Origin of the sequence: Paenibacillus sp. E222 (genome assembly GCF_013401555.1) — a bacterium.
Lineage (GTDB): Bacteria > Bacillota > Bacilli > Paenibacillales > Paenibacillaceae > Paenibacillus.
Genome location: NZ_CP058552.1, coordinates 2,243,410 through 2,270,247, shown reverse-complemented (window position 1 = coordinate 2,270,247; position 26,838 = coordinate 2,243,410). Strand labels below are relative to the sequence as shown.

Below are 26,838 nucleotides of genomic sequence, written 5' to 3'. Positions count from 1 at the left end.
AGATAGATTTTACTTGCTGACAAGAAAAAAGAAAAACAGATGGCTTAACGACTGCGTGCTGAGCGGAAACCATGTCCTTTGGCACGCAGCGCAACAATCAGAGCTACAAGTGATAGGAGCAGGATGGCCCAGGTAAAGGACGATGCTCCCCATTGATTCAGAAGCACACCTCCCACCAATCCACCAATGGCAATAGCGAGATTCCACACGGTCGTATTAATCGGCATAACGATATCCACACCCTGCTCCCCCGCAGCTTGGGCAAGGGCGGTCTGCAACAGTGTAGCCGCACCACCAAAGGTCAGACCCCACAGCGCAACTGAACCAAAGACAACGGCAACATGCTCGCTCCAAAGACCCAATACCAGAGAGATCAAAGCAAAGCCCGCAAGACTGATGAGAACCAGCATACGCAACCAACGATCAATAAGAATACCTGTAATCCAGATGCCCACCAATGCCATCACCCCAAACACGAGTAACATAAGTCCAACCTTTGATTCCAGACCGACATTGGCGAGGAAAGGGGCGATATAGGTGTACAAAATATTATGAGCCAACATCCAGGCCAGAACGACAGCCAGAATGGGAATGACGCCAGGGGTGAGCAGAACTTTTATCGAAGAAATCCGCTGATCAGCGGACTGCCCCGGGTAATCAGAAACTTTCCAGAGCACCCAGAAAATCAGTACAAACGCCAGCAGCGACATCAGCCAGAATACCGAACGCCAGCCCATAAAGGAACCCAGCAGCGTACCTGCAGGAACACCGAATGATAAGGCAATCGGTGTACCGATCATCGCAACAGCCATGCCCCTGCCCTTGAGATGATCAGGCACCATCCGTAGTGCATAACTACCAATGAGGCCCCAGGAGACACCGGCTGCAACACCGGCAAAAAACCGAGCGACAAGTGTAAGTACATAGTTTGAAGAGAGGGCAGTAATGGTGTTGAAGACCAGAAAACCGATAATCGCCAGAAGTAAAAGCGGACGGCGTCGCCAGCCCCTTGTCAGCACAGCCTCAGGTATGGCAGCAATCAGAGAACCTACTGCATAAAATGTAACAAGCTGCCCTGCCCCTGCCTCAGAGACCTGCAGTCCTTCCTTGATTTGCGGCAGCAACCCCGCGGGAAGAGTTTCAGTCATAATAGCTATAAAACCAGCCATAGCCAAGGCCAGCAGCCCCAACCATGGGAAACGTTGAGAAGATTTATCGGACATCGTTGCAGCTCCTTTTTAGATAATATATAACGAATAACCGAATTATGGATCGATCATTCCTTATATTATCCACCCTCTCCCACCTTGTCAACGACTTTTGGATCGATTAGTATATAATTAAGAAAAACGAGGGGGAATCTCTTATGGCAAGAACGGGACGTCCACGCATTTTTGATCGGGATGAAGCCCTGTTGCAGGCAATGATGCTCTTTTGGGAACAAGGATTCGAAGCCACCTCATTGCTTCAACTTCGAGCGGTTATGGGGGATATTTCAGCAGCCAGCTTCTATGCAGCCTTTGAATCCAAAGAAGCTCTTTATAAAGAAGCGGTAGAACGATATATGGGTTCGTTTGGACGCGTTACGGAAAGCTTCTCGGATCTTACGCTGTCTCCAAGAGAAGCGATTGAAACAACTCTAAGAAGTACTGCCAAAATGCAAACAGACAGCACGCATCCATCGGGTTGTTTAATTGTGCTGTCAGCCAGCACATGTTCTTCCAAAAACAATCATATCCGTGACATTACCGCCGAAAAAAGAAAGCTTACTCGCAACCGCCTGCAGGCTTGCATCCAGCGTGCTGTGGAAATCGGGCATCTGCCCGCCTCCACGAATGTCTCGATGCTGACCACTGTATTTGATACCTTTATGCAGGGTATTTCTACACAAGCCCGGGACGGCGTTCCTTATGCAACGCTTGATCAGGCTATCACGGAAATCATGGGCATCTGGGACCTTGCTCAACAACCAGCTTGACCTTACCTCCTAATGGTTGAAATGTTAGAACAGCCAAAAAAGGCACTCCCTAATTGGAAGTGCCTCTTCAATATATCATTTACCCATGTGCCGTTATGGACGTGGTGTGTCTACCCCGTTCAGAATCAGTTTGGGATGAATATCTGCGCTTAGCGAAGCGGAAACTGCGCAGTACTTCTCTTCAGCCATTTGAATGGCTTTCCAGATCCGGTAATCGGGGATATCGCCGTCCACCTTGAAGATCAGGTCAATGGAAGTAAAACCTTTTGGCATACCTTCACTGCGTGTACCTTGTGCTTCAATCTCGATGCCAGTAATTTTGTCCAGGAAAGCGTCCAGAATCATCGTGATATCGATCCCCATACAACCTCCGAGACCTGCCAGTAACAATTCCATGGGTGTAGCACCCTTGCTGTCACCACCATAGGCTGCTGTGGCATCCATGCCAACCGCATAGCCAGAAGGTCCTTCGGAAGTAAATGCGCGTTTGCCTTTCCATACCGTTGTTACATTCATGATGTTTATCCTTCTTTCTTAGAATTCAGTAATTTGCTGCAAGAAACGACGTGTCCGCTCTTGAGTCGGGTGTTCAAAAAAGGCCTGTGGACTTGCTTCTTCCACAATCGATCCATCCGCCATAAAGACAATTTTGTTCGCCACATTCCGGGCAAACTTCAATTCATGCGTAACGACCAGCATCGTCATACCTTCCTGTGCCAGCTCCTTCATAACAGAAAGTACCTCTCCCACCAGTTCGGGATCAAGGGCTGAGGTAGGCTCGTCAAACAGCATCACTTCAGGCTCCATCGCAAGTGCGCGCGCAATCGCTACGCGCTGCTGCTGTCCACCGGACAAACGAGATGGATATGCATCCTGCTTGTCCGATAGGCCGACTCGATCCAGCAGAATCCGGCCGCGTTCGGCCGCTTCATCCCGCTTGATTTTTTTCACAGTCACGAGCCCTTCCATCACATTGCCGAGCACCGTCTTGTGCGGATACAGATTGAACTGCTGGAATACCATACCGGTCTGCCGACGAATTTCCAGTACCCGTGCCCGCTGGATTCGCTGCGAGTCGGCACTGTCTACCACAACACCATTCACTTCAATCTTGCCGCCAGAGAGCTCTTCCAGACCGTTCAGACAGCGCAGCAGCGTACTTTTGCCTGATCCACTGGGTCCCAGTAGAACAACAATATCTTTCTCATCGACATGCAGATCTATATTTGTAAGAACTTCATTTTTCCCAAAATGCTTCGTCAGTCCTGTTGTTGTAATCACCGGTTCTCCCCTCCTATCAGTAAGCCCGGGCCAGCCGGCGCTCCACTTGTTCCAGAATGGCCGAGAATCCGATACTCATAATCCAGTAGATCACGCCAATCGCCAGATAAAACGGCATATTAACGTAATATTGCGCGACCAGCAGCTGTGCCGAGCGAAGCAATTCCGTAACCCCGAGGGCTGCCACAAGTGATGTTTCTTTCAGCATCCCGATAAACGTGTTGCCCATCGGAGGAATCGCAATTCTCACCGCTTGGGGGAAGATAATCCGTCTCATCGCTTGAGCCGGTGTCATTCCCGTTGCGTATGCAGCTTCCGTCTGCCCTTTTGGTACTGCCTGGATCGCTCCACGGAACGTTTCGGACAGAAATGCACCAGCATTCAGACTAAGCCCGAGACAGGCTGCGGTGAGCGAGCCCAAGGTTACGCCATAATCGACCAGCCCATAATAAATAACGAATAATTGCACCAGCAGCGGGGTCCCCCGCATGATGGATACATAAAACCTTGCGATCATTCTAAGCCACATCGGTCCTTTCAGACGCGCGATCGCGACGAGCACTCCGATGATAAAGGCAAAAAACATGGAGATCACAGTTACATACAGCGTATAGTAAGCCCCCTTCAGAAAGAAGGGGATATTTTCAAATACCAGTTCCATGGATCAAACTTCCCTTCGCCCTGCCGGTTCATTATTGCGCAGGCTCTTCACCGAACCATTTTTTGAAGATGGTATTGTACGTACCGTCATCCTTCATGCCTTTCAATGCCTCATTCAGTGCTGCTACAAGTTCCGGGTTGTCTTTGCGCACAGCAATACCTGCCTGGTCACTCTTAATCGGTTCACCTACGGCTTTGATGTTGAAGCCGTTGGCATCTACAATCGGTTTCAGCGCGTATAGGTTGTTGATCGTTGCATCGATCCGTCCAGCGTCCAGATCTTTCAATGATGTGATGACATCGTCATAGGTCTTGATGGTGAAATCGCCGACTTTAGGCAGTACTTCGTTACGCAAGTACGTTTCATCATTCGTACCCAGACCTACACCGATCGTTTTTCCTTTGAAATCTTCCAGCTTGGTAATGTCATTGTTATCTTTTTTCACAATGATTTTCACGTCGTTCGTAATATAGGGATCACTGAAATCCAATACTTTTTTGCGATCATCGGTAATCGTCATCTGGCTGACGATGGCATCCAGCTTTTTGGATTGCAGACTTGGTGTCAGGCCGGAGAACTCCTGGGATACAAATTCAACCTTAACCCCAAGGCGTTTGGCAACCTCACGAGCGATATCGGCATCGAAGCCATCCATTTCTTTCTTGTCATTCAGGAAGTTGTATGGAGGATAGGTCCCCATCATTCCGACTTTCATAGTACCAGCAGACTTGATCTGTTCCAGTTCATTGTTCGCCTGTGCTCCATTGCTGCTTCCATTGTCCGTAGCTTTACTGCCACAAGCGCTGAGTACCAGCACGGTCATTAGCAGCAGAGCCGTTAAAGTCCAGCCTTTGCGAGATTTCATTCCATATGTTTTGTTCATGTCATTAACTTCCTCTCATCCATGTAGTCATGTCTTGTTGAAACTTCTGTTTCCTGTCTTCCTCTACCGCAGTTGTACCCATTATTCCCTGCTGCTGGCTTAATCATGTGAATATTTAATCCAGTTGTTGAAAAATAGAACTGTGGGGCCAGCACATCTTTATGTGCCGAGCAGTCCGTAAAACTCAAAGCTTGCCGCCTCCGCAGCCAGCGTTGTTGCTGTCATTGACGAGAACTCGCTGTGCAGCTCCTCCGAGCCAAACAGCCAGCGCGTAATCATGCCTTCAATCATGCTAACCAGCAGCGCAGCACGGAGCGGTACATTCATGGAATCCGGAAGCATTCCCAGTTCAATAGCCCGTTGCATGTTGTGGCGAAACGCCTGCTCAACCGCACCCCGTGTCTCTTCGACCAGACGGCGTACCGAATCCTCTGACACGATGCCTTTAAGCAGCAACTCCATAAAATAACGATTGTCCGCTGCAAAGGAGAATAAATCGGTAAACAGCCGTTCCGAAGCTCTCACCATATCCTCAACCGATCCGGCATCCTTGCGGTAGCCTTGCCCGATAGCTTCAAGCAGCTCCTCTCTGCCGGTTACCACAATCTCCGAGGCAATGGCTTCCTTACTTTTGAAGTGCCAGTAAAAAGTGCCTTGCGCGACGCCGGCTTCCCGGACGATATCGGAAATTTTCGTCTGATGGTAGCCCTGAGTGGCAAAACGCTCCATCGCTATGCGTATAATTTGGTCCCGGCGTTCTTCTCCGGGTTCCAAATGATTGTTTTTAGACATTTGCCCATCCTCCCGATTGATCAGTCAGTCAGTTAATGTATATCCTATTGGATAACTAGGTTTTTGTCAATATAGTTTTAAACAATTCATTACAGCATAAGTTGAAGTTGAGCGCATTTGTGATCATAATAGATGATAGCCTTGTTCTAATGAGCGGGCATTGTCACGCAGGACAGCCTGTATGCTGTCATCTGCATTTCAAGGAGGAAGAGAATTGGACTTTATATCATCGATTATTATGGGCATCATCGAAGGTTTGACTGAGTTTTTGCCCGTGTCCTCGACCGGACACATGATTCTGACTGCCCACTTGCTGGGATTATCGGAGGACAACGAGTCAGTCAAAACGTTTGAGGTGGTTGTGCAACTCGGAGCTGTACTTGCTGTCGTTGTGCTGTACTGGAACAAATTCATTGATATGTTCCGCTTCACCGGAGGCAAAAGGAGCTACACCTCCCGTCTGAACCTCATACATATCTTTTTGGCGATGGTTCCAGCCGTGGTCATTGGACTTGTATTCCGGGACTGGATTAAGGCGCATCTGTTTGGAGCACAAACGGTGCTGTACAGTCTTGTCATTGGTGGTATTCTGATGATTGTCGCTGAACGTTGGAGCCACCGCAGCGAGCGCATTACAACCCATGATGTAGACGATATTACGTATAAACAGGCATTTGTAGTGGGTCTTTTTCAGATTCTCGCATTATGGCCAGGCTTCTCCCGTTCCGGTTCGACGATCTCCGGTGGACTGTTCGCAGGGGTAAGCCGGGTTGCAGCAGCGGAATTTACATTCCTGGTATCTGTGCCGATTATGATTGGAGCCACTGGATATGATCTATACAAAAGTATCGATCATCTGAATACCAGCGATTTCCCCATTTTCGCGATTGGATTCATTGCCGCATTTATCGTAGCCATGCTTGCAATTAAGACGTTCTTGTCCATTTTGAAAAAACTGAGTCTGACCGTCTTTGCAGTGTATCGCTTCGTGCTGGCAGCCGTATTCTTTATCATTTTAATGATGTAACCCTATCTTCAAGTCATGTAACCAAAAAACCAATGGCGACCTGTTCCTTTCGGAAACGGGTCGCCATTTTTATGTACTAGACTAAATCAGGACCACTTTCTTGCCTGAATTTTGTTTAATTTCTTTAAATGCCCAATTCTTTTGATAAGATGATTTCTATTACGCTTTCTTTCTTCCAACAGTTGCTTCACACCTCTCATCAATAAAAGGTATCTCAGTTCATCCTCATGGCTTAATTGGTGCATTTCTTTAAGAATCGTATTGCTCATATCCGTCTCTGTCACCCCAATATTTAGTTTATCCTGAACATTATACGAGGGCGTACTTAACAAACTCTCAACAATTCGATTTCATTTGTGAACAGCGCATTCTCCTTGCCCCAATAGCAAAAACGCCACCTATCACCGATAGGAGGCGTTTGTTTCGTATAACGAATGCGATTCATACAAACTGATTCCGGTTATACCTTGGACTCCAAAGTTTGCAGGTACTCCGAGATTTGTGCAGGCGTTTTTGCCCATTTGCTGTGCAGATGTGCAATTTTCTTACCGTTCTGGAATACGAGCAGGCTTGGAATGCCGCGTACACCGTTCTCTTCAGCAAACGGCAGGAACTCTTCTGCATCCAGGGCATAGAAGGTTTTATCCGCATGCTGGTCGATAACGTCCCCGATAAAGCGATCCAGGTTTTTGCAATCCGGACACCAGGTTGTATCAAATTTAATGACGGTCAGGCCGTCAGAATTGATTGTATCGCGATATTGTTGTTCACTTTGAATTCTTTCCATATGTTCTTCTCTCCCTTATTCACTTCTTTATGGTTGACCTTCATTGTACCTCGTATAGTTACAATTGAAAATAGGCTGCTAACGTTTAACGGTGCTGCTTGTACAGATTGGCCGGGCTGAGATCCCGTATTTCGTTAATCTCCGCAGCCGTAAGGGATGCGGATTCCGAAGCAGCAATATTATGCAACAACTGCTCTCTCGAACTTGCACCTGGCACAACAGCGGCAACAGCCGGATGCGCCAAAGCATAACGAATGGCCGTTTGAGCCATGCTGCGATTGTTCGTAACCAAACGGCTCAAGCCTTCGCGTATGATGTGCAACTCCTCAGGTGAATAATCCAGATAACCCTTATCTGCCTTGGCAGCACCAGAATCAGCGAGAACTCCACTTGCCACAGGTCCACGAGCAATAACACTAATACCCTTTTGCTCCAATAAAGGCAATACTTCCTCTTCGGCCCTGCGATCTGCAACACTGTATTGATTCATTACACTGACAATGGAAGCCCTTTGTACATATTCACGAATCACATTCGGCCGGATGGAGGATATACCGTAATACCGGATAAGACCTTCCTGCTTCAGTTCCTCAAAAGCTTCAATTGTCTCTTCGATTGGATCATCCAGAGTGCCGCCATGCAGCTGATATAGATCAATATAATCCGTCTGCAGCCGTTTCAGGCTGTCTCGTACAGCTTGTTTGATATAGACTTTGGACGGGTCCCATGACCAGCCTTCTTTTCCCGGTATGCGACGATTACCAACCTTGGTTGCCACAATGACCTGATCCCGGCGTCCCTGGATGGCCTGGCCCACGATTTCTTCGTTTAATCCTGCATCATACAGGTCAGCGGTATCCAGAAGATTAACGCCACGATCCAATGCTTCATGAATCAAGGCTACAGCAGATTTCACTTCAGTTCCAAGTGACATGCAGCCTAACCCAATTTCACCAACCATGAGTTCGGATGAACCCAGACGATTTTTCTTCATATGTTGTACATCCCCTTCCATACGTTCTGCAAGTTTCCATTGTATCATTCTTGCTGGCAAAAATCGCATATGACATATGCGCGCACACAAAAACCCGGGACTATACCAGCTCCGGGCTTCTCATGCTAATTGACTCCTATATCAACATCTATTTTAAATCACTCGTGAACCTTTTTTGCTTCCATAAGACGGTTTTGAAGATGAACTTGAATTTTTCATCAGTCCTGATACCGTACTGAACAGCTTATCCCTTGCTTGTTTGTTCCTCATCAAGTAAGTCACGCCTGCTCCAATAGCTGTTACAATAATTCCACTTTTTTTAGACATATGTTGTTCCTCCTTCAGGATTAATGTACATCGTGTCTTGCTTGAGATTACCCTGTAGGAGAAAAACGAAACGTCAGATGGAACGCTAAACGCTAAAATTAGAAAACGGCCTATTAAAGCGTAAAAAGATGGCCCCTGAGAATGAGAATTCAGGAGCCATCTCTTAACATACTGTGTACGTTGAACTAATCGTTACGAGTATAAACCTTCGCGGTCAGAACGATCTTCCGATCACTATTATCCGATCAATCGGACGGTGGTGCGACGTGAGTCATTTCCTCATGTTTGTATGTGGAGCCATCGGCAGTCAAGTAGAAATGCCCGATCGGATGCAGATCTTCATCCAGTTCATAGACCAACGGAATGCCTGTCGGGATATTAAGCGCCATTACGTCTGCTTCTGACATTTGGTCCAGATGCATGACAAGTGAACGGAGCGTATTGCCGTGCGCGGAGATCAGTACCCTTTTGCCTGCTGACACAACCGGTTTGATCTCTGCATTCCAATACTCCAGGACCCGCTTCGATGTATCCATCAAATTCTCGGTACGCGGGATGGTGCAGCCCAGCCGCTCATACTTGTCTTGATCCTGAACATAACGCTCATCTGTTTCGTCCAGGGCCGGGGGAGATACGCTAACGGAGCGTCTCCACTCCTTCACCTGCTCCTCACCGTACTTCAGCGCAGTCTGCTGTTTGTTCAGTCCTTGCAGTGCACCATAATGACGTTCGTTCAGCTTCCACGTCTTCGTGATCGGAATCCACATCCGGTCCATCTCATCAAGTGCAATATCCAGTGTTCGAATGGAGCGTTTAAGTACCGAAGCATAAGCGTAGTCAAAATCAAAACCCTGTTCCTTCAGGATTTTTCCCGCTTTACGCGCTTCTCCGTATCCATCGGTCGTCAGATCCACATCCGTCCAACCGGTAAAACGGTTCTCCACGTTCCACATACTCTGTCCATGGCGAATCAATACGACTCTGTACATAAGCGTGAATCCTCCTTCCATGAAACCATTACCCGCAAGGCGAGCCGGATATGCCCATGATTTTTGAAATTATCAATAGTAAGGTGCCATCATCAGATATACAACTACACCCGTTGAACTCACGTAGAGCCAGATTGGCATCGTCCAACGAGCAATTTTACGGTGTTTCTTCAATTGATTCGTCCAGCCCCATACCAGAGTGAACAAAGCAAGCGGAACAATAATGGCTGCCAGTATGCTGTGTGTAATCAGAATGAAGAAATAGATGGAACGAATGATGCCTTCTCCGCCGTATTTGGACGTTTCCGGAGACAAATAGTGGAACGACAGATACGTAACGAGAAATAACAGGGTCGTTGAAAATGCAGCAAGAATGAAACGTTTGTGCAATTTTACATTCCGCTTGATAATGGCAATCAAGGCCGCAAGCAGGAAGATGAAGGTGAAGCTGTTGAACACGGCGTTAAACCGCGGCAGCACGGTAATGTCAAAGGCCACATCGCCTTTGTATCCGATCGACGGTGCAAAGAACAACAATAAAATAATGACATTGGCGATAATGGAAATGGTAATAATAAGACCTGCAAAATTTTTATTACTGGTCGGGGCAATCTGATTGGATTGAATGTTTCGTTCCCCTTTGTCCTGTTTGCCCAATGAAAAATCCTCCTCATATCCTAACTTCTATGTTCTATCTCATTATATCTTGCCATTTCTCGACTGTTAAGTGACAACACTCTGAACAAAAAGCCTCGTCAGGTACCCTTAAAATGCCCACATAAGGCCAATTTCATTAAAAGCACACCTTCACTGGTTTACCCCATCCTGTATTTGTGGTATAATTAATGCAATTAATCAAATACGCGTTGAACTGGAGGAGCCTGTCACCAAGGGCCCTCCTTGTCTTTTTTAAGGCATAAAGCGGCACTATTACAAGCGCCGTTTTATGCCTTTTTTCTGTTCTTGAGGCCTGGAATGATGCGCCCTTGGACTGGTAATCCTATAAACGCTACTGCTGGAGAGGAGTACACCTATGGAATTTATTTTGGTTCTTGCACTTATTTTGATTTTCACCAAGCTGGCTGGTGATTTGTCCGTAAGACTTGGTCAGCCGTCGGTTCTGGGCAAATTGATTGTTGGTGTTATTCTTGGCCCCGCTCTGCTCGGTTGGGTACAACAAAGTGATTTCATCCATTACATGGCTGAAATCGGAGTACTGCTGCTTATGTTCATTGCCGGACTCGAAACGGATCTGGAACAATTGAAGAAAAATTGGAAGGCAGCCTTTGCTGTTGCCGTGGGTGGTATCATTTTACCATTCATCGGGGGATATGGAGCTGCCGCTGCTTTCGGCATGTCGCAGACACACGCTTTATTCTTTGGACTGTTGTTCTGTGCCACTTCGGTCAGCATCTCGGTCCAAACGCTCAAAGACATGAATCAGCTCAGCTCTCGTGAGGGTACAACGATTCTTGGAGCAGCTGTCGTCGATGATGTACTCGTTGTGGTCATCCTCGCAGTCATGATGAGTTTGCTCGGAACAGGCGCAACCGATACTTCAATCTCGCTGCTTATTGGCAAGAAGCTGCTATTCTTTGTAGTGATTATCGCTGCCAGCTGGTTCCTTGTTCCACGCATCATGAAGTGGATGGCACCGCTGAAGGTCACGGAGACCGTTATTACGGCCGGATTAATCATTTGTTTTGGCTTTTCGTACTTTGCCGAGTGGATGGGGGTTGCAGGCATTATCGGGGCTTTTGCGGCAGGTATCGCCATCTCCCAAACGAACTTCAAACATGAGGTCGAAACCAAGCTTGAGCCGATCGCGTACGGGATTTTTGTCCCAGTCTTCTTTGTAAGCATCGGCTTGAATGTAACTTTTGACGGCGTGGGTTCACAGATCTGGTTCATTATCGTCATCAGTCTCATTGCCATTGTAACCAAGCTTCTGGGTGGCGGAGCGGGTGCTCGACTGACTGGATTCGATCGGACATCCTCTCTGGCTATTGGTTCGGGGATGATCTCCCGGGGGGAGGTTGCTCTTATTATCGCTTCTACCGGACTTGCTTCCGGCTTGCTCGATGCTGAGTATTTCACCAGTGTGGTCATTATGGTTATCGTTACAACGCTGGTTACGCCACCTTTGCTCAAAATCACCTTTGCACGCAAAAAAGGGGAAACTCGTGTTGAAAAAGGGATTGAGGAATCCCATCTAAGCGGGTAAACAAAATTTATAATCAGCTCACCGTGCATATTGCGGTGGGCTTTTCGTTTTTAATGGAGTCAATGAATACACAAACAAAAAAAGACCGCTCCATATACAAGAGGTCTTTATCCTTGCCTGTTCATAACAGGCTGTCCCATTTTAAGTTAACACACCTACGTAAAAGCCGATCGATATAAAGACAACACACCATATAAACGCGCCAATGCTGGAGACAAGCACGTATCGTCCTATGGCCATGCGGCTGATGCCGGAGAAGCAGCACATCAGATGACGAATGCCTGGAATGAAGTAGCCCAGTATGATAGACCAGTACCCGTATTTCAAAAACCAGGACTCCACCCTGCCCAGCCGTTTGGCGTTGACCCCAACCCATTTACCATACTTCTCAACCAGTGGCCGACCGGCCTTCTTGCCAATGGTGTAACTCAGAAGACCACCAGTAAACGCTCCACCAAAACTGACAACGATGGACACCGAATAATTCAGCACCGAGATGGAGGCGAGATAACCGACAAAGGTCATCATCACCTCATCCGGAATGGGCATGCCAATCACGCCAAGAGCCAGCAGTCCGTAAATTGCGAAATAACCGTATTGACCAATAAATTCTCTTGCAAATTCCATACTGACTCGCTCCTTATTTCGGTTCCACAATATCCTTCTCATGGGGGGCTAGCACTTGTTTTAGAGACGGGAATCGGATTTGGCTAACCATTAGACCGGATAATACGATAATGACAAGATAGGCTACACCATGAGTAAAATAAGGACTCCAGAGCGCGAAAAAGGACATAAGACCACCTGCAAACGTAATCGGCATGCCCACAAAGCCATGGCTTGCTGTCTTCTGGCAATTGTAACGGGCAAGACGCAATGCACCACAAACCGGGAATAATGCCGTCAGTGCCATACCCAGCGCATTTACCTCGTTCATGGAGTTCAAATACAGGATCAGCACGGGTGCTGTCCCGAAGGACACAACGTCAGCCAGTGAATCCAGCGCCTTCCCGAATTCACCCTCACAATGCAGCTTGCGGGCTGCAAACCCGTCAAACAGATCAAAGAACATGGCTACCCAGATCATCGTCACGGCCAGTGCAAATTCGCCATGGATAGCCATAATCACAGCCAGCATGCCTGAAGTTAAGTTGCCCAACGTTAGAATGGACGGTAAAGATTTCATAAACTTGACTCCCCTTCGTACTAAGCATTAGGAAAAATAATATAAAAACGGACTCCGTCCGGCGTGTTCTCCACACCATAACTGCATCCATGCAAATCGAGAATCTGCTTCGCGATGGCCAGGCCGAGACCGGTTCCCCCCATTTTGCGATTACGCGAGCGTTCCACACGGTAGAATCTTTCCCAGATGTACTGGCGCTCCGCTTCCGAAATCTGCTCACCCTGATTCTCGATGGAGATTCGAACCTGCCCTTCCGGCCTGCTGATCTCAATCACAATATCGGTCTTAGGAACAGCATGACGTATAGCATTCATCATCATATTATAGATGACTTGCTCCAACTTGCTGCGGTCTCCCTCAACGGTCTGCTCTGTGGTGGAAACCAGTACAACCTCCAGTTCCTTTTCCTTCAGTTGTGGTCCCAGACGACCGGCAATATCTTCAATCATATCTCCAAGAGCCACCGCATCGGTGTTCAGCTTAATCGCTTGGGATTCCAGCCGTACCAGATCCAGCATCTCTTCGACCATCGTTTCCATTTTGACCGCTTCATCGGCAATGATCTCGATGTAACGCTCACGTTTACTCTCACTGACTCCATCTTTCAACCCTTCGGAGTACCCTTTGATGATGCTGATAGGTGTCTTGAGTTCATGGGATGCATCGGCAAAAAACTCCCGCTGACGCTGTTCAATTCGCTGCTTCATCTCCATATCGGTACGCATCTGACTGTTCGCCTGCCTTAGTTCTTCCAAAGTCTGACCCAGTGTCGTTGACAGCGCGTTGAGACTGTTGGATAGACTGCCAATCTCGTCATTGCGGCGGATGGGCGATTTCACTGTAAAATCAAGGGTCGACATCTTTTTGGCAACATGGTTCAGGGCAAGCAACGGCTTGGTGACGATTCGGGACAGAAGCAGTGAAAGGAACACAATCAGCACAAATGCTGCAATACCAAAATACGCATAAAATAGCTGTGTAGCTTCACTCGCCTCCCTCATCTCCTGCAGAGACGTCAGGGAAAAAATGAGCTGCTGCTGGGGGCCGGCGCTGTGCACCGGAGCAATGGTAAGCACATTTCGTACACCGCTCCAGCTGTCGGTCCATTCCTCATTAATCATTTTTCCATTGGCGAGACGGAGCTGGTCTTCCGTAGATAGTGGGAAGCGGCTATCCAAGGCCTGCACAAGCAAACCCTGTCTCTGGCTCCATGTTCCCAGGTTGGGAAGAACAACGTCCTGCAATGTACCTGACCATTCTTCTACCGGCTCCGTTAACTCCTGAAAATCTTCTGTTCCGCTGACCACAGAGCTCTGATCCTTTATCTTGAGCGGATAGACCATAGGATCATTCATGCCACTTGCCGAGCCTGTAACGGTCAATTGCTGACCATACTTCAAGTGTGAAGCAAGCCATCCTGCGTTCTCGCTGTTGATAAACAACGACAGCGATATATTTACCTGCTTGCCATCTTCTTGCAGAAGAACAATGTGAAATGGATCATTAACCAGCTTGCCTGTATTCGTCAGGATAACCAGATGCGACTGATTCTGCCGCATGAACTTCCCGGTTTCCTTGGCCAACTGCACATCATTCCAATGTCCAGCGGAGTATTGTTGTTCAAACTTCGTTAATTTCTTCTTAATGCTGCTGATCTTCTGATGCTGGTAAAAGTCAGGGAACCAGACCAGTTGGGCAATCACGGTTGTTCCATATAGAAGAAGCAGAAATCCAGCCATGACCAGAAACAGTTTCATCGTTACACCGTTACGTCTCATGTCTCGGCCTCGAATCGATAACCCGTACCGATAACGGTTCGGATACACTTGGCTTCATCTCCAAGCTTGCTGCGAAGCTTTTTGATATGGGTATCGACCACACGCGAGTCGCCCTCAAAGTCGTATCCCCACACCCGGTTAAGAATGGCATCGCGGGACAGCACAATTCCCTGATTGCGAGTTAGATACAGCAGCAGGTCGTATTCTTTGGGAGCAAGCTCCACTTCGACTCCATCCTTCTCAAGCCGCCGCGCCCAGGGATCGAGTGTTGCGCCTCCAAACCGAATCACGGTCTGCTCCTTGCTAACGGCACCCTCCACCCGCTTCATTAATGTCTCTGCACGTGCCACTAGCACACGAGGACTGAATGGCTTCGTTACATAATCATCCACGCCGAGCTGAAAGCCATGGATCTTGTCATCATCTTCCGATCGCGCAGTCAGCATTATAATAGGTACGGTCGACTGGGAACGAATATGCCCACAGAGGGTCCATCCGTCCATTTCCGGCATCAGCACATCCAGAATGACCAGATCCACTTCATGCAGTTCCAGCAATTCCAGTGCCTCCACCCCATGTTCTGCTTCAATGACGTTCCATTGTTCTTTTATGAAATAATCGGCCACAATCTCACGAATGCGGCTTTCGTCTTCCACCAGAAGCACTGTTCTGACCATGGCCGACTCTCCTTTTAGCTTTCTGTTGTTAACATAACGATTCCGTGTGTCGTCCGTGTGTCCAGCCATGTTCTGGAATGAACTCCATCTTATATACGATTAATATATACCAGAAGTTACTAAATTCCATACATTTTCGCACAAAAAAGAAGCCGCCAACGAGCAATCCCCTGCTCATTGACAGCTACTTTCGGCTGAGACCACGTTATATCTCCGCGATTACACACTACATGTGCGCACCGCTCAGCGTTGGTTCTCCAGTCGGTGTGCTACATGCAACGTCGGGCCAACAAAGCGGTTGAGCGGGAATCCGCCAGCAATCGCTTTGGTCACGAAGGCTTTACCTTCACGAACAGCCTCTTTCACGGTAAGACCGCGCGCCAAACCTGCGGTAATTGCCGCAGATGTGGTGCAGCCTGCACCGTGTGTATATCCGGAGCCAACAACATCGGCTTCAAACCATTCGTAGTTCGTTCCGTCATAGAGAAGATCCATCGCTTTGCCCGGGTTAATCACGCCTCTGTCCTTGATCAGGACATGTTTCGCCCCATGATCGTGAATGACAGCTGCTGCAGCTTCCATCTGCTCCTTGGAGCGGATCAGTCCACTTTTCGCGAGCTGCGAAGCTTCAAACAGGTTCGGGGTAACCAGATCAGCACCCGGCAACAGGAATTCAATCATTGCTTCTGTATTTTCAGGTTGCAGCACTTCGTCCGTACCTTTGCAGACCATTACCGGATCGATAACGATCTGTGGCAGCCCGCTCCGGCGGATGTGCTTCGCAACCAATTCAATGATGTCTACAGAACCCAGCATCCCCGTCTTCATTGCATCAAAACCGATGCCATCCAGAACGGTGCGCAGTTGAGCCTCGACTACATTTAATTCCACAGGAAAGACCTGGTGATCCCACGTGTCAGGCTCCATAGCCACAACAGTGGTCAGCACAGTCATGCCATACACACCAAGCTCCTGAAAAGTTTTCAAATCTGCTTGAATCCCGGCACCGCCGCTCGTATCCGAACCAGCGATTGTTAATGTTTTTGGAATCGTCATGGTAGTTGCATTCTCCTTCGTCCTTCAGTTGACATTATCCTATCCCTTGTAAGAGCAGATGTCAATGCCATGTGAAGCCATACGGAGTATGGATTCCAAAGGAATCAGTTCACGTCTTTTGTCTCCAGACGAATCATGGACAGCGAAGCTATCCACAGTCCAATTGCCCCCAGGGTCAGCGGAAGCACAATAAGTGTATTGATGGAGAACATTGGCCCGTTGAATCCTGAACATACTACAGAAACAAGCAGAATGGATGATACCAGTGTAGCCGTGACCGAATGTTTGCGCATCCCAAAGAATAGAGGGATCAGGGCCATGCCCGCAGCGGACAAGGAACTAATGGTGTACTTCAGCAACAGTACCAATGCTTCACGCATCGTCAATGTGTCGGGAATGAAGTCATAGAAGTGGTTTGCCACAACTAACAATGCCCCCATCAGCACATCGGTAAACAAAATCATCATGAAAGTAAAAACAAAGATGATGATCAGTTTGGCTGCAATGATTTTATGGCGCTTGATCGGATAGGTAAACATGACGTTCATTGTTTTATTTCGATACTCACTGATAATCAGTTTCCCTATCAGCGCACCACCAAAAATAATGAATACGGCTCTGGCAAACGTATCTACTAACATGAAGGAAACATCGTAATTTGCAAAAGCGTAATCTTCTGCCCCCTGATCGGTGAATCCAATCATGATGAGAAACAGGATGAGGACGAGATTGGCAATTCCTACCGCTCTGAAATTTCGGGCAAACCGATGTTTGCGCAGTTCCAGCTGGATCAGTTTAAGCAACGTCCCCATCCCCTTTCATTAGGTTCATGAAGTGTTCTTCCAATGAATGTGCCCGTTTGAAAATGGATTCAATCTCAACGCCATGCCCGATCAGCTTGCCTGTCAATTCCGATGGAGCAACGCCTGGATCATAGATGCGTACGGTATGGTCATCGATCAATTTATAATTTTTCAACCCCAGCTGATGTTCCATTACATAGGTCGCTTTACGCGAATCCATCGTTTGCAGCTCAATATACTCGCTGTGGCTCCCGCGAATGCTCTCCATGGATATTTCTTCAACCAGACGCCCATTTCGAATGACCCCAACGGTGTCCGCTACCTGTTCAATTTCCCCAAGGATATGGCTGGAGATTAGCAAGGTAATCCGATATTCGGAACTGAGACGTTTGAACAAATCACGCATCTCCTTGATGCCTAAGGGATCGAGTCCGTTGATCGGTTCATCCAGAATAAGCAGTTCCGGTGTTGTGATAAGCGCACGAGCAATGCCTAAACGCTGTTTCATCCCCAGCGAAAAGTCGCGAACTGGCTTCTTGCCTGTGTCCTTGAGACCTACATTCTCCATCATGTTATCAATGATCTTTTTGTTATAGAATCCCATGTATTCACAATGAAGCTCCAGATTTTCCCTGGCGGACAACTTATCGTAGAAGAAAGGATATTCAATGATGCTGCCCATTCGTTTCAGCAATTCATAAGAAGTAGGGGTGAGCTTTTCACCGAACAACTCAATCTCGCCTACAGTCGGCTTCACCAGGTTGGTGAGCATCTTCATCATTGTTGTTTTCCCCGCTCCATTCGGACCAAGAAACCCGTAAATCTCCCCTTGCTTGATACTCATATTGACGTTTGATACAACCTCTGTCCCTGCATACGTCTTGGTCACACCTATCGTCCGCGCAATATAGGTCATGTTGATATTCTCCTTTACGTTCGTCCCTGACGGGTTCTTATATCTGTATTGTAAAGAGAAAATTCTTCTTTTTTATTAATCAAATCTTACAAAATCCTTAAGCTTACGGGGAAAGTTACAAATTGCACCTAACAAGGTTTTAAAGAAACCGAAAATACAGTTCGTACAAAAGGTACGCTATGCAGCTCAATACTTCCGCCCATCCGCTCCACCAGCCGCTTCGTAATGGTCAGACCCAGACCGCTGCCCTGATAGAGACGATTACGAGAATCCTCCAGCGTATACATACGTTCAAATACACGGCTGTGCTCCTGTTCAGGAATGCCCTTGCCCCGATCCCAGATGCTAAGAGTCACTTGTTCGCCTATTGAATAGTCGAGTGAAAGGCCAAGTACCTTACCATCCGCTCCATATTTCATAGCATTAGTAATCAGATTATCCAGCACACGGTCCAGCGCTTCCTCATTGCCTTTCACGAAGACATCACTTTCAGGAATGGACAGCTCCACTTGCAGCCCCAGATTCGTTAACATGTCATAAAAAGAAATCATCTTCAAGCGACACAATTCGCTTACATTGACCCTGGTCAATACAAGCTCGATATCCCCCGACTCCAGCTTTGCCAGATCAAAAAAGGAATGAATCAGACGTAGCACCTCCTGCGCTTTATCCTGAATTTTGCCAGTCATAATCATGCGCTCCTGATCTGTTAGGGAAGTGCTGTGCAGCAGCGTTTCACTATAACCAAGCACAACCGTAAGCGGCGTCTTCAGATCATGTGAGATATTGGAGAGCATGTTGCGCATCTCCTTCTCCTGATTGGCATAACCCGCCTTAGCCCGATGTGCATGATCCAGTAACTGATTCATGTCCTTAAGGAGCTGGCTGATTTGGGGGTCACTGTTGAAGACAAGCAGCCGCTCAAACGTACCTTTATCTATAATCGCGGTCAATTTCTCATGTATGTAGGTTAGATGGGTACTGCGTTTATGCAGCCTTACGCTCAACAAAATGACGACGAGAGCCAAGATCCCGGTAGAACAGGCCAAGATCAACGTCATGCCGGGTCCACCTCCAGCTTATAACCGATGCCCCACAATGTTTTGATATACCGGGGATTGGACGGGTCAACTTCCAGCTTCTCGCGCAGACGGCGCATATGAACATTAATGATATTTTCGTCGCCGTAATAGTGATCATTCCAGACAGAAGCGTAGATTTGAGCCTTGGTAAATACTTTGCCAGGGTGGGTGACAAACATTTTGAGAATGCCAAATTCCTTGGAAGTAAGCTTTACAGATATGCCATCACGCTCCACCTCATACGTATCCATATCGACCACAAGTCCGCCAATGTGAATGCGCTGTGCCTTCGGAGTAGTTGAAGCTGCAGGCTGTGCGGTATAGTTGGCACGACGAATAGCCGCCTTGATCCGAGCGGTCAGCTCGATCAGCGAGAAGGGTTTGCTTAAGTAATCATCCGCGCCGAAGCCAAGGCCGAGGGCTTTGTCCACCTCTCCGTCCTTTGCAGACAGGATGAGCACTGGCACCAGACTGGTGGCACGGATGGTCTGGAGCACTTCCATCCCATTTTTATGTGGCAGCATCAGATCGAGAATGACCAAGTCATAACCTGACGGTGATTGGCTGAATTGACGTTCCGCCTCTAATCCGTCATATGCATAAGAGACGTCATAGCCCTCTTTTTCCAAATAAGGCCCTACCATTTCACTAATAGAGCGATCATCTTCAACAAGCAGCAAGCGATAACCTGACACGATATTCCCTCCAACTTGAACGTTTCCTTTATTACCTCACAGTTTGCATCAATTGGCAATGAAATACGAAAAACCCGGCAGGATCGCCACTTCATGTTTCAAAGTGAACCTCCTGCCAGGTCTCATGTACAACCTTATACCGTCTCGCTTCGTATCCAGCACAGCCCAATCGTTCCCGCCCCTGCATGAATGCCTACCACAGGGATAAAAGGCATAATTTCCGTCTTCAAGCGGGGAAGCAGATCTGCAATCTGCTGTTTGATCGTAACGGCTTCTTCCTGATTGTTCGCATGCATGATGCATACATGCTTCACTTTCCCCATATCCACCTTGAGCACATCCAGCATGCGCTGTTTGGCCCGTTTAAACGTACGAATTTTCTCATTCACAACCACTTTGCCCTCTTCGAATCGAAGCAGCAGATGAATTTTCAACAATTGGCTAAGAATAAGCTGGGTCCCCGACACCCGCCCACTGCGGTGCAAATGCTGAAGACTGGCCGGGATGAGGTAAAAGGACATGTTATCAATTATCTGTTCGATGTGAAGTTTGATTTCGGCGGCTGTATGGCCTTTCTTCTGCCATTCCAGTCCTTGCAAAATCATCTCCCGCAGCGGATACGCGCCTGCTCTGGAATCAATGGCGGTAACCGTCACCCCTGCGATCTCTGCAGCCTGCATTGATGTGTGCAGCGTACCGCTAAGCGCAGTGGAGCAATGAATGGTAATGATCTCATCGTACTGGCCTTTCAACGACTCATACAGTTCAATAAATTCACCAATCGGCGGCTGTGAACTGCTTGCACGTGAAGACCCCTCAAGTTTCTCATAGAACAATTCCGACGAGATGTCTTCTGTCTCCCGATAACATTCCTCTCCAAAAACGATGCGCAGAGGTACAATGTACACATGATTCTGCTCAGCAAATAGCGGATCGAGTGTGCTCGTACTGTCCGTGACCCATGCAATTTTCCTCATTCCAACCTTCTCTCTTGCCGGATTGTTGAAGCTGTATCCTCAATCGTCAGGCACATGCCCGGCGGATTATTTAAAATTTGAATAGTTTATATTGTAAACGTTTGCGTTCTTGCTCCCCAATTATAAAGGAACGGACAAACCGCTGTCTTGTGGCGCATTGTTGAACAGCCTCATTTCTTCCGGTATATGCCAAAAAAATGTCTTGCCTGTGAAGGAATATATTGGTATGCTGTTGTCCTTCTCTCTTTTTCGCCTTGACTGAAGTGAACGGAAACGCCGTTCAACCAACTTATCGGAGGTGTCACATGCTTTATTTCACTCTGGCTTCCAAAGCCTACTCCCGGAACCTGCAATACCGCGGGGCCCACATGGTACATAACCTGGCAAGCGCCATGTTCGGTTACATGTATGCCTGTCTCTGGATTGGCATCGGGGCCGATCACTCTCTCGGAGAATACGGGACACAGGGGATGATCAGTTACATTGCGTTTACGCAATCCTCGCTCTGGATCTCGGGTTTTCTCACCAATGGACTTGGTATTCCACTTACGGTCAGGACAGGGCAGATCGCGCTTGATCTCATGAGGCCGGTTCATCTGTTCACCCACCTGATGGCACGTGAATGGGGGCAGATTGCCTACCAGTTCGTGTACAAAAGCATTCCGATTTACCTGCTCTTCTCCATCGTATTTTCTCTGCAATGGCCCTCAGAAGCTTCAACCCTGTTATTTGCCGCAATTGGTCTTGCCGGCGCATCCTATTTATCCATCTGTATGAATTACATTATTGGCGCCACCGCGATGTGGACGACGGAGTCCTCCTGGCTGCATTGGGGCAATCACGCCATGATGAATCTGCTCGCTGGTTTCTTCATTCCGCTGGAATGGCTGCCAGACTGGTTGGAACGAATCGCCTGGCTATCTCCCTATCCTTTCCTGCTCTATGTTCCGACCCGAATCTATCTGGGTTATGAAAATGGCTCCTTATTATGGGGAACCTTGATTTGGTGCGTCCTCATGACATTCGTCTGTCTGGCGATCACCCAGGTACTGCGCCGTAAAGTGGAGGTGCAGGGCGGATGAAAACAACTTCCTGGTTCACTTTATATAAAATGCTCATTCGAACAAGCATCCGCAGTCGGATGCAATACAAGTTCAATTTCGTCATGGCCTCCGTTCTGGCCGCATTGATTCAAATTTCCGAGTTTCTGATGGTTGCTCTGGTGCTGCACAAATTCGGAGCCATTCAAGGCTGGTCCCTTCATGAAATCGGTTACCTCTTCGCGATCATGACCCTATCCAAGACACTATATCGATCGTTTGGCAACGAAGTGCATCATCTCGAAAAATATCTGGTCGGCGGCGAACTCGATCAACTGTTAACCCGTCCGATGCCCGTATTGCTGGCCTTACTGCCACAAAATTTCCGCATCATGGCTGGTGAAGTTTTGCAAGGCGGGTTTATTCTCTGTTGGTCTCTGGCAGGCATGATGCATAGCGGACAGATCGGCTGGACTGTCATCCCCTTCTCTCTGCTCGTTATCCTGACCGGAGCCATTATTCTATTTTCAATCGGGCTTGCCACGGCAACGCTTGGATTCTGGACCACACGTATTGAGGAACTGCAGACCATCACCGAGGATGCGGCGCGAACAGCTGCCCAATATCCGCTGACGTTGTATCCCAAATGGATGTCTGGCATTCTGCTGACCGTAACCCCGGTGGGTTTCGTTAACTATGTTCCGTCACTCTATCTGCTTCGCGGCGAATTAGGTGCATGGGTTCTTGGTGCCATTGTCGTTGTGGCCGTCCTGAGTCTGGCCGCAAGTCTGCGTTTCTGGAAATTCGGGTTAACCAAATATCAAAGTACAGGTAGCTAAGGAGGAGAATATCGACATGACTATGATTACAGCGCGGCATCTGCAAAAGGAGTTCAAAACCCCTGTGGTACGTGAGGGCCGGTTCTCCGGGCTTCGTACCTTGTTTTCACGTGAGTATCTGTCCAAGGAAGCGGTTCGAGACATTAGCTTTGATATTGGCAAAGGAGAATTTGTTGGATATATCGGCCCCAATGGGGCTGGCAAATCCACCACGATCAAAATGCTGACGGGTATCCTTCATCCGACCTCAGGTGAGGTATTGCTCGGTGGTATGAATCCACACCAGGAAAGACGGCGCACAGTTGGACGCCTCGGTGTCGTGTTTGGACAGCGCAGCCAGCTCTGGTGGGATCTGCCCGTGAAGGATTCGTATGATATTTTGGCCGAGATGTACGGAGTTCCGGCCGAGGACAAAACGAAACGATTAGCCCAGTTCGCCGAGCTGCTGGATCTAGAATCATTCTGGGCTACGCCTGTCCGTAAGCTCTCGCTTGGACAGCGGATGCGTGCTGATCTGGCAGCTTCCATGCTGCATGACCCGGAACTGCTTTTTCTCGATGAACCGACGATTGGACTGGATGTGAACGCGAAGCGGAACATTCGTCAATTCCTTCGTACATTAAATGAAGAGTTTGGCAAAACGATTTTGCTAACCACCCATGACATGGACGACATTGAGCAGCTATGCAGTCGGGTGATGGTGATCAATCATGGTCAACTTACGTATGACGGCTCCATCCCATCTCTGCGTGACACCATCGGTCTGCCAACACTTATTCGCGTTACGTATCGCGGTTCATATCACATCCCGGATGCTATATCCTCCGCCATTCAGATCACAGGGGCAGAGAGCCAGATCGTCACTGTGGAGGTCAATCGAAAAGAGTGGAGCACGATGGACATTCTGAAGCAGCTCGAACAATGGGGCGAGATTGAGGATGTCGAGATGAAAGAACCGGATTTCGAGGATATTATTCATCGCGTGTACTGACTGGCCTATTTTATTCAGAACTGGATGAGGGCCTGTTCGAATGTTGTTACATGCGGGAAGGACATGACGTACTGTAATAGCGGAGGTGAAGTGTCATGCTTGTTACCAAACATACACTTGCTGCATCTAGTGCACACGCCACTCCCTATTACCTCATTCGAGGAACGAAGCCCGGACCCGTCATCATGATTACATCGGGCGTTCACGGAAATGAAACCGCCAGCATGGCCGCTGCGCAGAAGCTGGCTAATGACTGCATGGCAGGGCGTCGACACGTGGTTCGTGGACTCCTCATTATTATTCCACGAGTGAATCAGAACGCATACCGAAACAAAAGCCGAGGAAAACCTGATTTAAATCGCACGTTCCCGCGGCATATTTCTGGCAAAGCCAAACATCCGCTTGCTTCCGCTGTCTTTCGGCTTGCCCGTCAATATGGACCTGCCTGGTGGCTGGACCTCCATGAAGCCAACGGATTATCCCAACGCAGCTCACAGGTACTGGGGCAAACCTTGATTACCAATCCAGGCAGCAAGGCTGTACCGGTATGCAAACGAATTATAGGGCGAATGAACCGTTCGATTCCCATTCGTGACAGGCACTTCAATCTGAAGCAGCATGAGTTACCCGGTTCAGCACGAACAGCCGCAGCCCGCCTGCTTCAAGCCTGCTCGGTTACCGTAGAGACCTGCTGGAGTCTGAACCGATCAGACCGGATCAAGTATCAGACGGAAATTGTGAACTATTTCCTGCGCGAAGCAGGATTGCTATGAATTGCTTTGAATCGTTATGAACAGGCGGAAACATAAAAGACACCTTCAAAGATATCTCTCACGCCAAACGCGTCAGGGATGATCTTGGAAGGTGTTTATTGGTTAAAGGGTTATCTTATCAATTGCCATCTTGATTGTTGATTCGGAAAGATTCAATGTAATTGTGAATATCGTTCTCTGGCGTCAGGAGCAACCCGGCAAGAAGAGTCTGCATCCGCTGCAAGTTATCAATATGCAGCTGAATCTCTTCAATTCGGTCACGTACAAGTGTTTTTAGCGCTTCACTTTCCATGTCCTCCTGACTGAGCAGTTGCAATGTAGCCTGTATTTCCTTTAAGGAATATCCCAGCGATTGAGCATCCTTAATGAATTTGACCTTAACGAGATAGTCCTCGGTATACACACGGTATCCGTTAGACGAACGACGAGGAACAGGCAGAATTCCACTGTCCTCGTAATACCGGAGCGTTGCCATGCTCACCCCTGTACGTTTGGCTAACTCTCCTCTTGTCATGGTTTTCATGCTACGCCTCCATCCATCTCCGCGTTATTCTGCCTGATTGCTCCGCAGCTTGGTATACTTGGTGTCATAAGTTGCCTCGGAAAAACGGTCTGACGGCCCTTCCAGCAAAGGCTGCTGCTCTTCTCCCTTCAAATAACGGTCAAAGAATGCCAATGTATATGATCTGGTAATGTCCACATTATGCTCTGGTGTTATACCCTTGGCAAACATCTTGGGTGAGATTAAGGAAATATCGGTAAAACTCTGATGGAAGAAGCCATCCACGGTCAGATAATACGTGTCGTTGAGACTGCTTGTCATCACCCGGTCCAAATCCGGTTCAAACTCGGGATAGAATACTTTATCCTTCTCCGTGGCGTTCGGGTCCATACTTTTGGCTGTTTCACCTGACATGATATACATAAACGGCTGTTTCAAGGCTGTCGTGGATACGGTCCCCCAGAATCCGCCTTCCAAACTGAGTCCTGCTTTGAAACGGCTATCCTGTGCCAGCGCTTCCGCTGTTGTCGCACCTCCGTAGGAGTGACCAAAGATACCGACATGATCCAGATCAAGCTTGCCTGCGAGCAATTGATTCGGATCATGTGAATTCCACCGGGTGAGCGTATCCAGTACAAAGCTTGCGTCAGCTGCACGAATGCCAACACCTTCAATATTATGTTGATATAATTCCTCTGACGTTGGATAGTCAGGATCCGGCTCATACGAAGCAACATGTCCATCCGGGAATGTCACTTGAGCAGAAGTATACGGATGGTCGATCCCAACAACAATGTAGCCGTGGCTTACCAGTTCCTCAATCGCGGTCATACTTTGAAAGCGTGCTGAGCGTACGCCAGGTGAGAACAGCAACACTGGATACTTGCTCTGTGCGGCAGACACCTCAGCGCCTTTAACCACATGCGTGGGAATCGTATCAAGGTAACTGAACACCACTGGTGGAATGCCAAATACGAGACTGATCGCCTCTCCCAACTCGGCAGGATAATGCTCCAGCGGTAATCCTTTGGCTGTTTCCTGATCTACAGGATACCAGACATTAATCATAAGTTCCCGCTTGTCGCCCGCTTCAGCCGTCTTGGTTTCTTCGCGGGATTCATCCGTTAGCTGCTGCGAATAGGTGCCTATGGCGAATGAACCTGTCGGTTTAGGCATCGTAAATGCAGGGAAAAGCGACGTGAGCACCATTGAACCTGCACTGAGAGCTAGCACCAGAATGGATGCCAAGATGGTTTTAAACCACGAACGACGTTTCGGTTTTTGTATGTTCTGCATACGGCGTCCGGACTTCCACAGTTGAAAAGCCAATACAATCAGTAAAACAAGGACTACGATATAGGTGGGCAGCAGCTGCACACGAAAATGATCGATTACCCCATGCAATAGGACAACCAGTGCCAGTGCCGACAACGTACCCACTTTCACTGCCCGGCGTTTGGGTGAACTTAACATGACTACTGCGCTAATAACCGTCACAATGACCAACATCCATTCCAAAATTCTCATTGATTTTACCTCCAACTTGTTGTAATACAACAAGGATAAACCTTGAAGTATAC

The 26,838-nt window shown here is 48.1% G+C and carries 30 protein-coding genes; 7 read left to right on the top strand and 23 right to left on the bottom strand.

What is annotated here, in order from left to right:
• Positions 1-44 precede the first annotated feature (44 nt).
• Positions 45-1,223 (bottom strand): MFS transporter, encoded by a 1,179-nt coding sequence (locus HW560_RS10075; protein ID WP_179262955.1) that lies wholly within the window; start codon positions 1,221-1,223, stop codon positions 45-47.
• Between the two features lie 143 nt (positions 1,224-1,366).
• Between HW560_RS10075 and HW560_RS10070 the strand changes: the two genes are divergently transcribed.
• Positions 1,367-1,978, top strand: coding sequence for a TetR/AcrR family transcriptional regulator (locus HW560_RS10070; RefSeq protein WP_090904668.1), 612 nt, complete (start codon positions 1,367-1,369; stop codon positions 1,976-1,978).
• Between the two features lie 93 nt (positions 1,979-2,071).
• Here HW560_RS10070 and HW560_RS10065 read toward each other — a convergent pair whose 3' ends face one another.
• The 5 genes from HW560_RS10065 to HW560_RS10045 form a co-directional block, all read right to left on the bottom strand.
• Positions 2,072-2,494, bottom strand: a complete 423-nt coding sequence (locus HW560_RS10065; protein WP_024631426.1) for an OsmC family protein — start codon at positions 2,492-2,494, stop codon at positions 2,072-2,074.
• Between the two features lie 18 nt (positions 2,495-2,512).
• On the bottom strand, positions 2,513-3,259 hold the full coding sequence (locus HW560_RS10060; protein WP_090904667.1) for an amino acid ABC transporter ATP-binding protein: 747 nt from the start codon (positions 3,257-3,259) through the stop codon (positions 2,513-2,515).
• A 16-nt stretch (positions 3,260-3,275) separates the two neighbouring features.
• Entirely contained in the window at positions 3,276-3,920 is a 645-nt protein-coding gene (locus HW560_RS10055) for an amino acid ABC transporter permease (protein ID WP_090904666.1), read from the bottom strand.
• 31 nt (positions 3,921-3,951) lie between these two features.
• Positions 3,952-4,785, bottom strand: a complete 834-nt coding sequence (locus HW560_RS10050) for a substrate-binding periplasmic protein (protein ID WP_090904757.1) — start codon at positions 4,783-4,785, stop codon at positions 3,952-3,954.
• A gap of 177 nt (positions 4,786-4,962) precedes the next feature.
• Positions 4,963-5,595, bottom strand: coding sequence for a TetR/AcrR family transcriptional regulator (locus tag HW560_RS10045; RefSeq protein WP_090904665.1), 633 nt, complete (start codon positions 5,593-5,595; stop codon positions 4,963-4,965).
• A 238-nt stretch (positions 5,596-5,833) separates the two neighbouring features.
• On the opposite strand from HW560_RS10045, the gene HW560_RS10040 reads away from it, so the two are divergent.
• Positions 5,834-6,622, top strand: coding sequence for an undecaprenyl-diphosphate phosphatase (locus tag HW560_RS10040; RefSeq protein ID WP_064641143.1), 789 nt, complete (start codon positions 5,834-5,836; stop codon positions 6,620-6,622).
• A 460-nt stretch (positions 6,623-7,082) separates the two neighbouring features.
• Here the strand turns inward: HW560_RS10040 and HW560_RS10035 are convergent, their stop codons facing one another.
• The 5 genes from HW560_RS10035 to HW560_RS10015 form a co-directional block, all read right to left on the bottom strand.
• The gene (locus HW560_RS10035) at positions 7,083-7,409 is read right to left on the bottom strand and encodes a thioredoxin family protein (RefSeq protein WP_024631432.1); all 327 of its coding nucleotides are present in this window, start codon (positions 7,407-7,409) and stop codon (positions 7,083-7,085) included.
• An 85-nt stretch (positions 7,410-7,494) separates the two neighbouring features.
• On the bottom strand, positions 7,495-8,403 hold the full coding sequence (locus HW560_RS10030) for an aldo/keto reductase (protein WP_179262953.1): 909 nt from the start codon (positions 8,401-8,403) through the stop codon (positions 7,495-7,497).
• Positions 8,404-8,556: 153 nt separating this feature from the next.
• Positions 8,557-8,730 carry a hypothetical protein gene (locus HW560_RS10025; RefSeq protein ID WP_167434840.1) on the bottom strand — a complete coding sequence of 58 codons (174 nt, stop codon included), beginning with the start codon at positions 8,728-8,730 and terminating at the stop codon, positions 8,557-8,559.
• A 245-nt stretch (positions 8,731-8,975) separates the two neighbouring features.
• Positions 8,976-9,719, bottom strand: coding sequence for a 2,3-diphosphoglycerate-dependent phosphoglycerate mutase (gene gpmA, locus HW560_RS10020; RefSeq protein WP_179262951.1), 744 nt, complete (start codon positions 9,717-9,719; stop codon positions 8,976-8,978).
• A 72-nt stretch (positions 9,720-9,791) separates the two neighbouring features.
• A complete protein-coding gene (locus HW560_RS10015) occupies positions 9,792-10,376 on the bottom strand; it encodes a DUF420 domain-containing protein (RefSeq protein ID WP_177185907.1) in 585 nt (194 codons plus the stop codon).
• A 376-nt stretch (positions 10,377-10,752) separates the two neighbouring features.
• Between HW560_RS10015 and HW560_RS10010 the strand changes: the two genes are divergently transcribed.
• Positions 10,753-11,943 (top strand): cation:proton antiporter, encoded by a 1,191-nt coding sequence (locus HW560_RS10010; protein WP_179262949.1) that lies wholly within the window; start codon positions 10,753-10,755, stop codon positions 11,941-11,943.
• Positions 11,944-12,084: 141 nt separating this feature from the next.
• Here HW560_RS10010 and HW560_RS10005 read toward each other — a convergent pair whose 3' ends face one another.
• The 10 genes from HW560_RS10005 to HW560_RS09960 form a co-directional block, all read right to left on the bottom strand.
• The gene (locus tag HW560_RS10005; RefSeq protein WP_053780148.1) at positions 12,085-12,570 is read right to left on the bottom strand and encodes a DedA family protein; all 486 of its coding nucleotides are present in this window, start codon (positions 12,568-12,570) and stop codon (positions 12,085-12,087) included.
• A 13-nt stretch (positions 12,571-12,583) separates the two neighbouring features.
• Positions 12,584-13,129: a CDP-diacylglycerol--serine O-phosphatidyltransferase gene (pssA, locus tag HW560_RS10000; RefSeq protein ID WP_090904660.1), complete on the bottom strand. Its 546-nt coding sequence runs from the start codon at positions 13,127-13,129 to the stop codon at positions 12,584-12,586.
• A gap of 20 nt (positions 13,130-13,149) precedes the next feature.
• Positions 13,150-14,907: a sensor histidine kinase gene (locus HW560_RS09995; protein WP_179262947.1), complete on the bottom strand. Its 1,758-nt coding sequence runs from the start codon at positions 14,905-14,907 to the stop codon at positions 13,150-13,152.
• Entirely contained in the window at positions 14,904-15,584 is a 681-nt protein-coding gene (locus tag HW560_RS09990) for a response regulator transcription factor (protein WP_090904658.1), read from the bottom strand. The genes HW560_RS09995 and HW560_RS09990 overlap by 4 nt, the downstream gene beginning before the upstream one ends.
• 243 nt (positions 15,585-15,827) lie before the next feature.
• Positions 15,828-16,640: a bifunctional hydroxymethylpyrimidine kinase/phosphomethylpyrimidine kinase gene (gene thiD, locus HW560_RS09985; protein WP_063567104.1), complete on the bottom strand. Its 813-nt coding sequence runs from the start codon at positions 16,638-16,640 to the stop codon at positions 15,828-15,830.
• Positions 16,641-16,744: 104 nt separating this feature from the next.
• The gene (locus tag HW560_RS09980) at positions 16,745-17,443 is read right to left on the bottom strand and encodes an ABC transporter permease (RefSeq protein ID WP_179262945.1); all 699 of its coding nucleotides are present in this window, start codon (positions 17,441-17,443) and stop codon (positions 16,745-16,747) included.
• On the bottom strand, positions 17,436-18,359 hold the full coding sequence (locus HW560_RS09975; RefSeq protein WP_090904656.1) for an ABC transporter ATP-binding protein: 924 nt from the start codon (positions 18,357-18,359) through the stop codon (positions 17,436-17,438). Before HW560_RS09975 ends, HW560_RS09980 begins: the two co-directional genes overlap by 8 nt.
• Before the next feature lie 128 nt (positions 18,360-18,487).
• On the bottom strand, positions 18,488-19,420 hold the full coding sequence (locus HW560_RS09970) for a sensor histidine kinase (RefSeq protein ID WP_179262942.1): 933 nt from the start codon (positions 19,418-19,420) through the stop codon (positions 18,488-18,490).
• Positions 19,417-20,136 (bottom strand): response regulator transcription factor, encoded by a 720-nt coding sequence (locus tag HW560_RS09965; RefSeq protein ID WP_090904654.1) that lies wholly within the window; start codon positions 20,134-20,136, stop codon positions 19,417-19,419. Before HW560_RS09965 ends, HW560_RS09970 begins: the two co-directional genes overlap by 4 nt.
• Positions 20,137-20,270: 134 nt before the next feature.
• Positions 20,271-21,113 carry a DegV family protein gene (locus HW560_RS09960; protein WP_090904653.1) on the bottom strand — a complete coding sequence of 281 codons (843 nt, stop codon included), beginning with the start codon at positions 21,111-21,113 and terminating at the stop codon, positions 20,271-20,273.
• A 305-nt stretch (positions 21,114-21,418) separates the two neighbouring features.
• On the opposite strand from HW560_RS09960, the gene HW560_RS09955 reads away from it, so the two are divergent.
• The 4 genes from HW560_RS09955 (at position 21,419) to HW560_RS09940 (ending at position 24,756) form a co-directional block, all read left to right on the top strand.
• Positions 21,419-22,195 carry an ABC transporter permease gene (locus HW560_RS09955; RefSeq protein ID WP_024631448.1) on the top strand — a complete coding sequence of 259 codons (777 nt, stop codon included), beginning with the start codon at positions 21,419-21,421 and terminating at the stop codon, positions 22,193-22,195.
• Positions 22,192-22,992 (top strand): ABC transporter permease, encoded by an 801-nt coding sequence (locus tag HW560_RS09950; RefSeq protein WP_179262940.1) that lies wholly within the window; start codon positions 22,192-22,194, stop codon positions 22,990-22,992. The genes HW560_RS09955 and HW560_RS09950 overlap by 4 nt, the downstream gene beginning before the upstream one ends.
• Before the next feature lie 22 nt (positions 22,993-23,014).
• Positions 23,015-23,983: an ABC transporter ATP-binding protein gene (locus HW560_RS09945; protein ID WP_090904756.1), complete on the top strand. Its 969-nt coding sequence runs from the start codon at positions 23,015-23,017 to the stop codon at positions 23,981-23,983.
• A 95-nt stretch (positions 23,984-24,078) separates the two neighbouring features.
• On the top strand, positions 24,079-24,756 hold the full coding sequence (locus HW560_RS09940) for a M14 family metallopeptidase (protein ID WP_179262938.1): 678 nt from the start codon (positions 24,079-24,081) through the stop codon (positions 24,754-24,756).
• A gap of 118 nt (positions 24,757-24,874) precedes the next feature.
• Here HW560_RS09940 and HW560_RS09935 read toward each other — a convergent pair whose 3' ends face one another.
• Both HW560_RS09935 and HW560_RS09930 read right to left on the bottom strand, forming a co-directional pair.
• The gene (locus HW560_RS09935; RefSeq protein ID WP_090904650.1) at positions 24,875-25,279 is read right to left on the bottom strand and encodes a MerR family transcriptional regulator; all 405 of its coding nucleotides are present in this window, start codon (positions 25,277-25,279) and stop codon (positions 24,875-24,877) included.
• 24 nt (positions 25,280-25,303) lie between these two features.
• Positions 25,304-26,785 (bottom strand): alpha/beta hydrolase family protein, encoded by a 1,482-nt coding sequence (locus HW560_RS09930; protein WP_179262936.1) that lies wholly within the window; start codon positions 26,783-26,785, stop codon positions 25,304-25,306.
• Positions 26,786-26,838 lie beyond the last annotated feature (53 nt).